This window comes from bacterium, assembly GCA_037143175.1.
Taxonomy (GTDB): domain Bacteria; phylum Verrucomicrobiota; class Kiritimatiellia; order CAIKKV01; family CAITUY01; genus JAABPW01.
The window spans coordinates 1-13,204 of the sequence record JBAWZF010000008.1; the positions used below are offsets into that span (position 1 = coordinate 1).

Consider the following 13,204-nt stretch of genomic DNA (forward strand, 5'->3'; position numbering starts at 1 on the left):
GGCAAACGTGCGATAATAGATTTTCGGTATCGCGCAGGATATCCAGATAGTCGGCATGGGCCCGGTACCATTCAAGCATGGTGTACTCAGGATGGTGCAAAGGTCCCCATTCACCTTTTCGGAAGCAGTGCCCCATTTGGTAAATTTTATCATAGCCAGCGGCGAGCAGCCGCTTCATGTGCAATTCCGGGGAAGTTCGCAGAAAACCTGCGCCCGCAGGTTCAGCATCAATGTGAAGTTCCATGGCGGGAGTCGGGAGGCGAACCGGGGTCTCTACCTCGATGAAGCCCTCGGCCTCAAACCATCTACGGATGGCGGATAACACCCGGCTGCGAAAAAACAAAGCCAGCTGCAGCGATTGCAGCCGACTTTTCTCATGATAAGGAGACGGGGATGCCATGATCCCTGCGGTCCTTATTTCTTCAACACACGGTCGGCGTATTCGCCGGTGCGAGTGTCGATTTTGATGGTGTCGCCCTGATTCACAAAGAGGGGCACTTGAATTTCAAAGCCGCCATTGATTTTCGCGGGCTTCAGGACATTGGTGGCCGTGTTGCCACGGGCGCCAGGCTCGGTATCGAGAATTTCCTTCTCAATGAACGTCGGCAGTGTGACGTCCACAGGGCGGCCGTTATGATACAGGACGCGGACTTCACAATCATCGTAAAGGAAAAACCGGTTGTTTCCCAGGACCTCGGCGGTGAGCGTGAACTGCTCGTAGTTCTCATCCATGAAGATATAATGATCGGTTTCGTTATGGGAGTAACGCATGGTGCGCTCTTCCAGATCGGGCTTCTTCAGTACATCGTTCGAACGGAAGGCGCGGACGAAGGTGCCGCCGTCGATGAGGCTCTTCAGGCGGCAGGTGTAAATGGCGGCGCCTTTGCCGGGTTTCACGAAGTTGAATTCAGAAATCAAATAAGGCACGCCATCCAATTCGACGCGAAGCCCTTTACGAAAATCAGACGCTGTATAATCCGCCATAAAACCAATCCCTTCGTTTCTCTACTATATTCAGAAATAGGCCGCATAAAATAGGCATCAGACGGTGCTCTGTCAAATGTAAAGTCATAAGAGGCAAGGGGTTTATCGGCCTGTATGCATCCGAAGGTATTCGGTTTCGAGGTCCGAACCCCGTTTGATTTCCAAAATTCCGCAACCTGACGCAAGCAGCAGGGGGATGACTTTGGCGTTAAGCCCTTCTGGTGACCAGGCGGCAGTGCTCCGCGGGTTGATGAAATTTGCGTGTCGTGATTGAGGCGGACAACTCTCCTGCTGGGATTTCTGTTCGCGAGATTCACGTGCGTTAAGTAGGGCGGGGAAAGGGAGAATACCCGGTTACAGCACGACATCCGAAATCTCGAGGGCATTTCCCGTCAGCGTCTTATTGGCTTCAGTCAGCTTCTCGCGACTGCTGAGGACGCAAATGGGGGCGGATTTGAATCCAGCCTCCAGGGTTTCCAGCAGGGCGGAACGGGCAAGAGAGGGTCTGACGGCCAAGCGGGCGGCATAGAAGGCTTCCCGTAATTCAGGGGTTATACCTTGCAGGTGACGCGATAAAGCCTCGCTAGTCACCTCGCTCGGGCGGAGGGGTTTTTCGTCACCTTTAGCAGTTCCAATAATGGCACGGTCGATATCGGCCTGGGACCATACGGCGGTTTTTACAAATTCCGGAGTTTTGGCGAAGATGTCCAAGGTGCGGGTAATATGCGGATCGCGGAAGGAAGTCATAAAGAGAGTTCCTCCGACTGGATTGTATGAGATGCCCCCGCCATAGGCATTGCCTTTGAGCCGTATCTCAGGAAGAAAGTATTCAAAGCGCGTCAGATGAGTGGCAATAACCAGAGCTGCCGAGCGGGGATCATCTAATTTTGGTGCCAACATTCCCTGTGCGCAGTGGGCTACCTGAATGGGAACGGCAAGGCCCTCGTGAGAAGAGTGAGATGTGAGAGGTGAAGTGTGAGATGTCGGGGGAAGTGGAGTGCCTTTCATGGTGGGGAGCCAATGCCCAAACGCGGAGGTCATGGCGTTGTAGGCGTGGTCGGATCCCGTGAAACTGATGGCCAACCGCTCAGGGGAGAGCATGAAGGAGCGGATGCGTTCAATGCGCTCCATGAGCGACTCCACCTCGGCCTCAAAGTGATCGCAAAGTCGGGCGGCGAGGGCGGCCTGGGGAATGCCATTGCATTGTTCGGCCAGCAATCCATTGGATGTCAGATGCCGCCCGGCATGACATTGGGCGTAGCTGTGTCCATTCTCCATGACGTCACTGCGATAGCCTGCGCGGGTCTGCATCAGCACATCGCGGAGCCGGTTCGGATCACGTGGGTCAACTGCAAAGATGAGGTCATGAATCACCTGCATGGCTTTGTCGATCTGCGCATCAAGCGCCTTGCAGGCGAAACCCATGGTCAGCACTGGTTTGCCTGTGATGCTGGCGTGCGACTGGAAAGAAGGCGCACAAGCGAAACCGCCTGTAGAGGCCGATACGCGCCGGGCCATGGTTTCGTAATTCATCCCGGCCGCGCCCAGTTTGGTGATGGCCTCGCAGTAATGCGGGAGAAATGACCAGAGATCTTCAGGCAACCCGGCCAGATCGAGGCTGAATCGCAGATAGTTCACGCCATTGGTAAAAAGATCATTCCGGAGGACGGGGACTCCTGAGTCCCGAGTTTTGAGTTCCGAGTTCCGAGTCCCTCCGGGCGAGGTCTGCGGTATGTGGTCTGTGGTCTGAAGTCTTTCTAGGGCAGTCGGAATGTGGCGCGGTTTGGCGGGGAGATCCTTGACCTTGAGTTGAGGTAGAAGGGCAACTTTCTCCGGGGAGTTAGCTGTGCCGGCATCGGCATCAATGGCCGCAGATTTTTGAGATATTTCAAGAAGCTCCGCCTCGGTTCTGTGACTACGTTCTGACTCCATTCGTGCGGCCAATGCGGCGTCCACTCTGTTCTGCCATGACTTGTCTGGTGTCAAAACCGTGGTGAGTCGGTGGGTGTTTTCAACCAGGCTCAGCATAATCAGTCGGGAGAAGACTTGAGGATCGGCTTCATAGCGTTGGCGGCAGACCTCGAGATGGCGGCTCATGTCCAGAAAGGATAACGGATCTGCTCCATGCACCCAGGCGCTGAGCACATGGTTCATGGTGTGGAGCGGGAACATGGGCATGATTTCGAGGTAATGGTAAGCCGTTTGCTGGAAAGCCGCTTCGATCAGTTCGCGTGGCAAGCCATCGGTTGCAATGGATTTTAATGACGAGAGCACCAGCTGCTCAAACGCATTGGCCTTATCCGGGTTACTGCCCTTGATTCCCACGCTAAAGATTGTTTCCGGACCCAGGTCCATGTCGCCACAGTCAAGAATGTCCTGCCCGAGTTTGGAGTCCACTAGAGCTTTTTTCAGCGGGGCGGCTTCATTTCCGAAAAGAGCCGTGGTGAGAACGTGTCGCAGGACGGCCTGTTCGGGATCCAGGGCGTTTCCGGTGAGCCAGGTGAGTGAGAGAAAGGTTTTATCTTCCAGCGGCTCGTCTTGTGCGGCGGGATAGGTTTCGGTGAATCTGGCCGGGGTTAGCCAACGCGGCTGTCGGGAGGCGATCGGCTCGATAGCGCGTCGCGTGATTCCGGCAAGGCGGGGAGCCAGAAACGACAGATAGGAAGCGGTGGGGATATTACCGTAGAAATAGAAAAAGGCGTTAGCGGGGTGGTAATGCGCGGCGTAGAACTGTTTAAACTGGTCGTAGGTCAGATTGGGAATGGCGTCCGGATGACCGGCGTAATTTTTTGCATAAGCCGTGTCGGGTAGAAGTTTGGGAAGCCAGGTGTAGAACAACAGGCTCTCGGGACTGGAAAACACACCCTTCATCTCGTTGTAGACAATCCCGCTGACCGTCAACTTCCCGGTGGGTTCTTCCGGGTTAGCGGGTGCGAGATGATGGCCTTCCCGCATAAAGGTGCCTTCTGTAAGCAGGGGATGGAAGACGGCGTCGAAATAGACCTCGGCGAGGTTGAAGAGATCCTGCTCCACATTGCTGGAGACGGGGTAATAAGTGCAGTCGGGGCCGGTCATGGCGTTGATAAAGGTGGCCATGCTGGACTTCAGCATCTCGAAAAACGGTTCGCGAACAGGAAACTTTTGAGACCCGGCCAGGACGGAATGTTCAAGGATATGTGGAACCCCGGTGTCATCCGGGGGTGGGGTTGGGAAGCTGATGGAGAACAGGTTTTCGGTGTCCTCAGTGAGCAGGTGCAGAATCCGGGCGCCACTTACCTCGTGTTCAAGCTCGATGGCCATGCCACGCAGGGCGGGCACGGGAGTGGTCTTCCGGACAATGAACCCTGGTATCTCAGAGTGCATCGGCAAAGGCCTCGGCCATCAGCTGATTGCCTGCTTCATTCGGGTGCAAGCCGTCACCAAGGATGAGCCCCTCGCCGCTGCCGAATTTTGATTCCAGGTCAACCAGGCGTGCGCCCTCGGAGGAAGCAAGACTACGGATAGAACTGTTAAGAGCTTTCACTTCACCGCTCCATCGGCTATGGCTGTAGATCATGGGCGTTAACGTGGCGATAACCGGTACGGTTTTGTTGGCTTTGCACTGCTGAATGATGGATCGCAGGTTGTTAATGGCGGTTTCCTTACCGTAATTATTGATCAGATCCACGGCGCCGAGCATAAAGCAGCAGGCGGCGGGCTTGGTGGATGAGAGGAGTCCGCCAATGCGTCCGGCCGCGCCGCCGGTATTCTCGTTCTGGCGGGCGTAGTTATTGACTGATTTCCCCGTGATTGATGCCAGGCGAGGAGGATAAGGAGCGCCACCTCCGTTGTTACCGTCAGTCGTGCTATCGCCCAGTGCAATATAAAGATTGGCATTGTTGTCGCCAATATCGCTCAGATCGCCACCCCCACCGCCGCCTCCGCCCCCGCCGTTCTCGCAACCTACCGACCCCAAGAGTGCGGTTAACAGACAAACGCTTGAAACGATCCCAGCCATTTTTAATAATTTCATATTCATTACTCTCCTGAATTGGGCGCTAACTGTATTCGGAGTAAGGGCATCTGAAAAGAAGTAAATCAGGGAAAGGATTCAGAATTCAGGAGTCAGGATCCAGACGCCTAAATCCTCCGCGTCATAATCCGATACCCGCAATGGCGGTTTTACAGTCGGGGCAGGCGCCTTTGTGAATTCTGTTCGTGATAATGGAAAAACCATACCGCTCGATCAATAATGACGAACAGGAGGGGCAACGGGTGTTTTCGCCGCCTGTGCCAGGTACGTTCCCTTCATAGACATAGTGTAATCCGGCGGCCAGGCCGATCTCTCGGGCCTTTTGAAGTGTGGCCACGGGGGTTCGCGGTCGGTCGAGCAGATCGAAGGTGGGAAAGAATTGAGATACATGCCAGGGGGTGTCGGCACCTAAATGCGTCATGATAAATGAGGCGATACCTTTTAGATCGTCCTCAGCATCATTGAGCCCCGGTATAATGAGAGTAGTAAGTTCAATCCAGATCCCCAGTTTGCGGTACTCAATGATGCAATCGAGAACCTTGGAGAGTCGGGCGTGGACAATTTCCCTGTAGAATTCCTCGGAAAACCCCTTCAGATCGATATTGGCTGCATCTAGGAAGGGTGAAATTTTAGTTAAGGCTTCCTTGGAAATATACCCGTTCGTCACGAAGATATTTTTCAGTCCGGCTTTGCGTGCAAGGCGGGCCGTATCGTAGGCAAATTCAAAGAAGACCGTGGGTTCAGTATAGGTGTAGGAAATGGATCGACATTGGGTTATCCGGGCTTGTTCAACAATTTCTCCTGGCGTCCGCGCAAGTCCCCTGATGGGGGCGTCATGGGGAACCTGGGAAATGGAATAGTTCTGACAATGTTTGCAGCGGAAGTTGCAACCTGGCGTGGCAAGGGAGTAGGTCGCACTGCCCGGCATGACATGGTAGAGCGGCTTTTTTTCGATGGGGTCCACGTGCTCGGCGCAGATTTTGCCGTAGACAAGGCTGTAAAGTGTGCCGCCCCGGTTTTCGCGAACTCCACAGCTCCCCCTGGCACCCTCCTTGATCAGGCAATGGAATCGGCATAGGCCACAACGCACATGGGTGTCATCCTCACGCGTGAAAAACATGGCTTCTTGCATGGTATACCCTCCCGTGTTGATACCATTGGTATAGTCAGGAGTGAGGGTGGGGTCAATGATTCATTGGATCGAATTGGCAATTTTGGCAGTTATGCTACATTCACCAAATATGACAACGCAAACCGAGACGGCGGACATTGAGACTTCTTCAGACGGGTATGCGGCGCGCTTTGCCGGGCCAGCGGGGGAGTGGATGTTAGGGGTGCAGGAGGCGATCACAGTAGCCCTGCTTCCGGCTCCAGATGCTGTTACTGTTCTTGATGTAGGCGGTGGACATGGACAGTTAGTACGGCCGCTATGCCGGCGGGGTTACGTGGTAACGGTGGTGGGGAGTGAAGAGTCCTGCCGCAACCGGATAGTCGATCTGGTGGAAAAGGGGCAGTGCGGGTTTATGGTTGGAAATGTGGTGGAACTGCCTTTTCCTGATCGATCCTTTGACGTGGTGATGTCGTTTCGGCTTCTTCCTCATTGTGCGGCTTGGCCAGTTCTAATCCGTGAACTTTGCCGGGTGGCGCGTAGCTCTGTGATTGTAGATTATCCCACCAGCGAGGGGTTGAATGCCATTGCCCCGGCTTTGTTCGGGGCCAAGAAGAAGCTTGAAGGCAATACCCGTGAGTGGCGGATGTTTCGCCACGCCGAGGTTATGGAGGAATTTGCGAAACAGGGGTTTGTTCTGGATCGGCGGATCCCGCAATTCTTCCTGCCGATGGTACTGCACCGGATGCTGAAATGCCCTCGCTTTTCAGCGGGGTTGGAGGCCATTTGTCGTGGGCTCGGTCTGACGCGGCGCTGGGGCTCTCCTGTTATTCTCAGGATGGATCGCGTAGGGCTGCCGCTTGTCGGCTAGCCGCCAAAGACAAGAGAGAAGACTATCGATGATCAACAGACTCATATTGGCTTTAGTTCGAGGGCTCCTCAAGCTTCGTTATCGTGTCCGTGTGAAGGGGCTTGATGAGGTTGCCGCACGGGGGCAAGCCGGTATTCTATTTCTGCCAAATCATCCTGCGTTGATTGATCCAGTCATTCTCATGACGCAGCTCTATCCGCAGTTCCGGCCGCGGCCTCTGGCGGATCAGGATCAGGTGAACCGGCCTGGAGTTCGTTGGTTTGCCGGGCAGATAAACGTTGTTACGATCCCTGATCCCGCTGTGTATGGGGACGCCAGTCGTAAAGCGGTGGCGGAAGGCGTTGAGAAATGTATTGAAGCACTGAAGAGCGGGAGCAATCTTCTGCTTTATCCGGCAGGTCACATTGCCCACCAACGGAGCGAAGATTTGGCGGGAGCCAGTGCTGTGGAGACTATTCTCCAGCGACTTCCAGAGGTTCGTGTGATCCTGGTTCGGACGCGGGGACTGTGGGGCAGTTCGTTTAGCCGCGCCTACGGCATGGCACCAGCGGTGGGGAAAGTTATGAAGAAAGCCTTACGCTCACTCCTTGCCAATGGAGTCTTTTTCTCGCCGCGCCGTACTGTGGATATCGAGGTTTCAGAACCGGCTGACTTTCCTCGTACTGACGGGCGAGCCGTAATCAACCGCTATCTGGAAGGGGTTTACAATCAGGATCCCCCGTCCGCCTGGTATGTGCCCTATACCCGCTGGGAAAAGGACGCCGCCCATGAAATGCCGGAGCCCGCAAGTCAGGTAAGTCAGGCGGATATTGATGACGTCCCTGCGGCCACCCGTGATCTGGTGATCGGGCATCTTCAGAAATTGACTGGGCGTGCATCCATCCAGGTTGGGGATTCGCTATCGAGGGATTTGAATCTCGACAGCCTTTCCATTGTCGATCTGGGATTATGGGTGGAGTCGGAGTTTGGTTTCGCGGTGGGTGATTCAGCAGCCATTCAGACGGTGGGCGATCTTTTTCTTGCGGCCCGGGGTCATGTTGCGGCCCATGGTAAAGTGGAGCTCAAGCCGGTGCCCAAAGTCTGGTTTCCTGTGGGTGGGAGTCCCATCACCCCGAGGCCGGGACGTAGAGGTGTGAGTTTGCCGGAGGGGACGACCCTGGCCTCCGTCTTTCTTGCGCAAGCGGCACTAGGCCCGGATCGGGTGGTGTTGGCGGATCAGATTAGTGGCGTTAAAACCTATCGCGACATCATTACGGGGATTCTGGCATTGAAACCCCAGATCGAGCGGATCCCCGGCAAATATGTCGGGATTATGTTGCCCGCCTCTGCAGGAGCGGGAGTGCTTTATCTCGCCACCCTTTTTTCAGGGAAAGTTCCGGTGATGGTCAATTGGACGGTGGGGGTGCGGAATATGACGCATTCGCTGGACCTATTGGGCGTTACCGCGGTACTGACCTCCGGGCGGCTGGTTCGGAAAATCGAGTCTCAATCCGGTAGCCTGGGTGAATTGAAATCCCGATTCATAATGTTGGAGCAATTGGGGACAAAGATCGGGAACGGCGACAAACTGCGGGCGTGGTTGGTTGCTAGGTTTGGCTGGCGCTCGAAACTTGCGGCGATTCAGGTTCAGGATACGGCTGTGGTGTTATTTACTAGCGGATCCGAGAGCACGCCCAAGGCGGTTCCTCTCACTCACGCGAACCTGTTGGCCAACATGCGGGATCTCTGTCAGATCTTCCAGTTCAGTTCGGACGACCGTCTGATTGGCATTCTTCCGCCATTTCATTCATTTGGATTGTCCTGCACGATGCTCCTCCCGCTTTGTAGCGGAATCCCGGTGGCCTATCATCCCAATCCCACCGAAGGAGCGATTCTGGTCCGGCTCATTGAGGCCTATCGGATCACGTTGCTGGTCGGAACCCCCACTTTCCTAAATGGAATTCTGAGGGCGGTGGCTTCCTCTCCCCTGAAGGGAGAGGATCGAGGTGAGGGGGGGGATGTTCTCCGCTCATTGCGCGCCGTGATCTCCGGTGCTGAGAAATGTCCGGAGCAGACCTATGATCTGGTCAAACGCCGATGGCCTCACATGAAACTGATTGAAGGTTATGGGATCACCGAGTGCTCGCCGGTGGTCGCGGCCAATGACGAGAATGATCCGAAGCCGGGGACTATAGGCCGAGTTCTGCCATCAGTGGATTACGCGATACAGGATATGGAAACCGGGCGATTCGCTCAGGGCGGGACGACTGGCTTGTTGCTGGTGCGGGGGGCCAGTATTTTTGGTGGTTACCTTAATTATGAAGGCCCTAGCCCTTTCGTGGAGTTTGATGGGAAACAATGGTACCGCACGGGTGATTTGGTAAGGCAGCAGGAGGACGGAACGCTGATCTTCTCTGGCCGATTAAAACGGTTCGTCAAGTTGGGCGGTGAAATGGTTTCCCTGCCTGCGATTGAAGAGGTACTGGTGCGTCACTATGGAACCCCGGCGGACGAGAAACCCATTCTGGCAGTGGAAGCCTCGCCGGTTGAACTGAATCCAGAATTGGTGCTCTTTACCATTCGCGATCTAGACCGGGAAGACGTCAATAATCGGATCAAGGAGGCTGGCCTTTCTCCTATTCATAACATTCGAACGATTCGCAAAGTCGACGAGATTCCGGTGCTAGGGACGGGGAAGACAGATTATCGTGCATTGAAATCGCTATTATAAGCATGCTTTGGCCCTGATGGACACAAACCGAAGAATGTCGCAAAAGTTTTTCGATTACGCATTCCTTTTTTTGACTAATACACTCCACACGCCTGGGCACCCTCTGGGCCACGATGTGGAGCAGGCATGTGCCTAGTCGCCCTCTACGTACGTCCGAGGCCATACGGCAAAGCCGGGATTATCGGTCTCAAAACAAAAAAGAATCAGAAGACGGGATTATCGGATCCTGTCTTCTGATTTCAGGTTTTCTTATTTCTCTCTATGCCACTGATTCCGCTACTGCATCCAATGAGACGCGCTGGGAAACGACCATATTCTTGGTAACGTTGAACTCACGGACGTTGCCGCGTTTAGGAACCTCGAACATGACCTCCAGCATCAGATGCTCCAGGATTGCCCTGAGTCCACGTGCGCCCGTTCCTTTTTTGGCAGCGATGCGGGCGAGTTCTTTGAGACCTGCTTCGGCAAAGGTCAACTTGACGTCTTCCATCGCCATCAGCTTCTGATATTGGCGAATCATTGAGTTCTTGGGCTCCACCAACACCCGCACCAGATCCTCCTCCGTCAGAGCGTTCAGCATGGTGACGATGGGGAGACGGCCAATAAATTCAGGAATCAAGCCGTATCGCATCAGATCTTCCGGTTCAATCCGGATGCTGATCTGTTCCGCTGCACTTTTCTTTTCGGGTTCCCCGAAGCCAAGTGTTTGCTTATGCTGACGACGTCGGAGGATATCATCCATTCCTACAAAGGCGCCGCCGCAGATGAAGAGGATGTGCTCGGTATTGATTTTGAGGTATTCCTGCTGGGGGTGTTTTCGTCCGCCACCTGGAGGAACACTGGCCATTGTGCCTTCGACAATTTTCAGAAGAGCTTGCTGGACGCCTTCGCCGGAAACGTCCCGGGTAATGGAAACATTTTCAGTTTTACGGGCGATCTTGTCGATTTCGTCAATATAGATGATGCCACGCTCAGCCCGGGCAATGTCGCCATCTGCGGCTTGGATCAGGCGCAGAAGGACATTTTCAACATCTTCGCCGACATAACCCGCCTCGGTCAAGGTGGTGGCGTCGGAAATGCTGAAGGGGACGTCGAGACATTTTGCCAGGGTTCGGGCGAGCAACGTTTTTCCAGTTCCCGTAGGCCCAATCATCAGGATGTTGCTTTTTTCAATCTCAACATCCTTGTAGATTTTCTGTGCCTCAACATGAGAGGTCTGTTGATGGCGTTTGTAGTGATTATGAACCGCTACTGACAACACCTTTTTTGTGTGATCCTGGCCAATGACATACTGATTGAGATAATCATAGATCTCGTGCGGCTTCGGGATTTTTAAAGGTGGTAGCAGCTTCTCTTTCTTGGGGGCGGGAGCGGCGGCCGTGGCGGCTTCGGGCTTGCCATCCTTGCCGCTTTTGTCAAACATCTCCTGGCTGAGTTTTGAGCAACTCTGGCAGATGAAGACATCGTTGGGGCCGGCAAGCAGATTGCCCACGTCCCGCGTGCTGCGACCGCAGAATGAACATCCGGGTTCAATGTTTTTGGATTTAGCCATACAGACTTCAGCTTTTCTTTGTACTCGATTTAACGTTTTTGACCAGAACCGAGTCAACCAGTCCGTAAGTGCAGGCCTCCTCTGCCGACATGAAGAAATCCCGGTCAGAGTCCTTGACAATAATGTCCAGCGACTTGCCGGTATGGAAGGCCAGAATATCATTCAGGCGATCCCTCAGGCGGAGGATTTCCTTTGCCTGAATACTGATATCGGTGGCCTGGCCCTGGGCACCGCCCCAGGGTTGATGGATCATGATGCGGGCATTGGGCAGGGCAAAGCGTTTACCCTTGGCGCCTGCGGTCAGCAGAATCGCGCCCATGCTGGCCGCCTGGCCCATGCAATAGGTGGCGACATCACACTTCAGGAACTGCATCGTGTCGTAGATGGCCATTCCTGCAGTGACTGATCCACCCGGCGAATTGATGTAAAGACTGATATCCTTTTCGGCATCTTCACTTTGCAGGAAAAGCATTTGGGCGATGATCAGACTGGCTGAATCATCGTCGATGCCACTTCCAATAAAAATGATGCGATCTTTCAGCAGGCGTGAATAGATGTCGTAAGCCCGTTCGCCGCGACCCGTCTGTTCGACGACCATCGGCACCAGCATTTGATGAGTTGTTTGCATGTTGAGTTTTAGCCTTCCGGGGTGATGGTGGCTGCCGCATGCAGGAGATCTACGGCCTTTTCAAGGCGCAGGTTCCGGCGGAGCGTTTCCATGGCGCCACGTTTTTCCATGTCGGCCTTCAGCTTTTCAGGGCTTTGTCCGTATTGGGTAACCATTTCGTTAAAGCGTTTTTCCATATCGGCTTCAGAAACGGTGATTTTCTCATCATCCGCGATGCGGGTGAGAATGTAGTTCACTTTAACGCGTTCTGAGGACGATTGTGCGGCCCGATTGAAGATATCTTCGCGATGCAACTCAATGTCATCTTTGCTAACGCCGCGGCGCATGTTTTCCTGAACCACGTCCTGGATAATATGGCGGGCCTCTTCCTCAACCAGCGATTGGGGCAAGTCGGTGAGTGGAGTATGTTCCATGACCCACTTGACGATTTCGTCCTTTTGGCGGTTGGCCTCAGTCAGTTTGGCGGTAGCCAGCAGGTTCTCTTGAATCTTTACCCGTAAGTCGGCGACAGAATCAGCCCCGACCGTCTTGGCGAAGTCATCAGTCAGCTCAGGGGATTTCCGTTCCCGGATGCCCTTGGCGGTGATGGTATAGAGTGCAGACTTGCCGGCCACGGACTTGGCGCGATAATCGGCAGGGAAGTTGATGGTGACCTCGCGAGTCTGACCGACTTCAATGCCTTCGATCAGGGCTTTAATACCGGGTAAGAACTCAGGCATTTTTTCCGAAAGCAATACCCAGAAATCCTTGCCCTGAGCCAATTCGGTGCGATCCGGGGCGACTTCGCTCATAGGCTTTCCTCCGTCGCAGGTGCCGCTGTAGTCAATTTCCACGACATCTTCCTTCTGAGCCGCCCGGCCAGTGACCACTTCAAAGTGGGCGCTACGGTCGCGGATGCTGGTAAGCACCTGCTCAATGTCCTCTTCCTTGACTTCAACTTTAAGGCTTGAGACCGCAATGCCCTTATAGGGGGGGAGGGCGAAATCAGGAACCAGATCCACGGTGACCTTAAATGTCAGGGGAAGCTGTTTGGCAATCTGAACATCACTGACATCCACTACGGCGACAGGGTTGAGATTTTCCTGCTTGAGTGCTGTCTGGTAGGCCATGGGAACCAGTCGTTCGCGGGTTTCTTCAAGGGCGTCCTTTGAAAACTGCTTCTCGACAATTGCCGCCGGGGCTTTTCCCTGCCGGAAGCCGGGGATCCTGGCTCGTGCGGCAATGGACTTGATGACTTGCTGATATTCGGTTGTCACTTGTTCTGTCGGGACTTCAATGCGCAAAGATTTACGGCAGGGCCCGATTTGTTCAACTATTACTTTCATAAGTATTCTCTATT

10 protein-coding genes are annotated in these 13,204 nt (G+C 54.2%); 2 read left to right on the forward strand and 8 right to left on the reverse strand.

Features of this window, described 5'->3' with window-relative positions; genetic code table 11:
- From WCI03_04665 to amrS, 5 genes are all read right to left on the reverse strand, one after another.
- Window positions 1-400: amino acid--tRNA ligase-related protein (locus tag WCI03_04665; GenBank protein ID MEI8139142.1), on the reverse strand; the 400-nt coding region annotated here is incomplete at its 3' end.
- Window positions 401-414: 14 nt separating this feature from the next.
- On the reverse strand, window positions 415-984 hold the full coding sequence (gene efp, locus WCI03_04670; protein ID MEI8139143.1) for an elongation factor P: 570 nt from the start codon (window positions 982-984) through the stop codon (window positions 415-417).
- Window positions 985-1,338: 354 nt separating this feature from the next.
- Window positions 1,339-4,347 carry an insulinase family protein gene (locus tag WCI03_04675; protein MEI8139144.1) on the reverse strand — a complete coding sequence of 1,003 codons (3,009 nt, stop codon included), beginning with the start codon at window positions 4,345-4,347 and terminating at the stop codon, window positions 1,339-1,341.
- Window positions 4,337-4,996, reverse strand: coding sequence for a GDSL-type esterase/lipase family protein (locus WCI03_04680; GenBank protein ID MEI8139145.1), 660 nt, complete (start codon window positions 4,994-4,996; stop codon window positions 4,337-4,339). Before WCI03_04680 ends, WCI03_04675 begins: the two co-directional genes overlap by 11 nt.
- A gap of 121 nt (window positions 4,997-5,117) precedes the next feature.
- Window positions 5,118-6,128, reverse strand: coding sequence for an AmmeMemoRadiSam system radical SAM enzyme (amrS, locus tag WCI03_04685; protein MEI8139146.1), 1,011 nt, complete (start codon window positions 6,126-6,128; stop codon window positions 5,118-5,120).
- A gap of 109 nt (window positions 6,129-6,237) precedes the next feature.
- Here amrS and WCI03_04690 point away from each other — a divergent pair, with 109 nt between their 5' ends.
- Window positions 6,238-6,975 (forward strand): class I SAM-dependent methyltransferase, encoded by a 738-nt coding sequence (locus WCI03_04690; protein ID MEI8139147.1) that lies wholly within the window; start codon window positions 6,238-6,240, stop codon window positions 6,973-6,975.
- 28 nt (window positions 6,976-7,003) lie between these two features.
- Entirely contained in the window at window positions 7,004-9,685 is a 2,682-nt protein-coding gene (locus WCI03_04695) for an AMP-binding protein (GenBank protein ID MEI8139148.1), read from the forward strand.
- A gap of 259 nt (window positions 9,686-9,944) precedes the next feature.
- On the opposite strand, the gene clpX is transcribed toward WCI03_04695, so the two are convergent.
- Genes clpX through tig form a run of 3 tightly spaced genes read right to left on the reverse strand, consistent with a single transcriptional unit; the run spans window position 9,945 to window position 13,190 of the window.
- Window positions 9,945-11,237 carry an ATP-dependent Clp protease ATP-binding subunit ClpX gene (gene clpX, locus WCI03_04700; GenBank protein ID MEI8139149.1) on the reverse strand — a complete coding sequence of 431 codons (1,293 nt, stop codon included), beginning with the start codon at window positions 11,235-11,237 and terminating at the stop codon, window positions 9,945-9,947.
- Window positions 11,238-11,244: 7 nt separating this feature from the next.
- Window positions 11,245-11,865: an ATP-dependent Clp endopeptidase proteolytic subunit ClpP gene (gene clpP, locus WCI03_04705; GenBank protein ID MEI8139150.1), complete on the reverse strand. Its 621-nt coding sequence runs from the start codon at window positions 11,863-11,865 to the stop codon at window positions 11,245-11,247.
- A gap of 8 nt (window positions 11,866-11,873) precedes the next feature.
- A complete protein-coding gene (gene tig, locus WCI03_04710; protein MEI8139151.1) occupies window positions 11,874-13,190 on the reverse strand; it encodes a trigger factor in 1,317 nt (438 codons plus the stop codon).
- Between the last annotated feature and the right edge of the window lie 14 nt (window positions 13,191-13,204).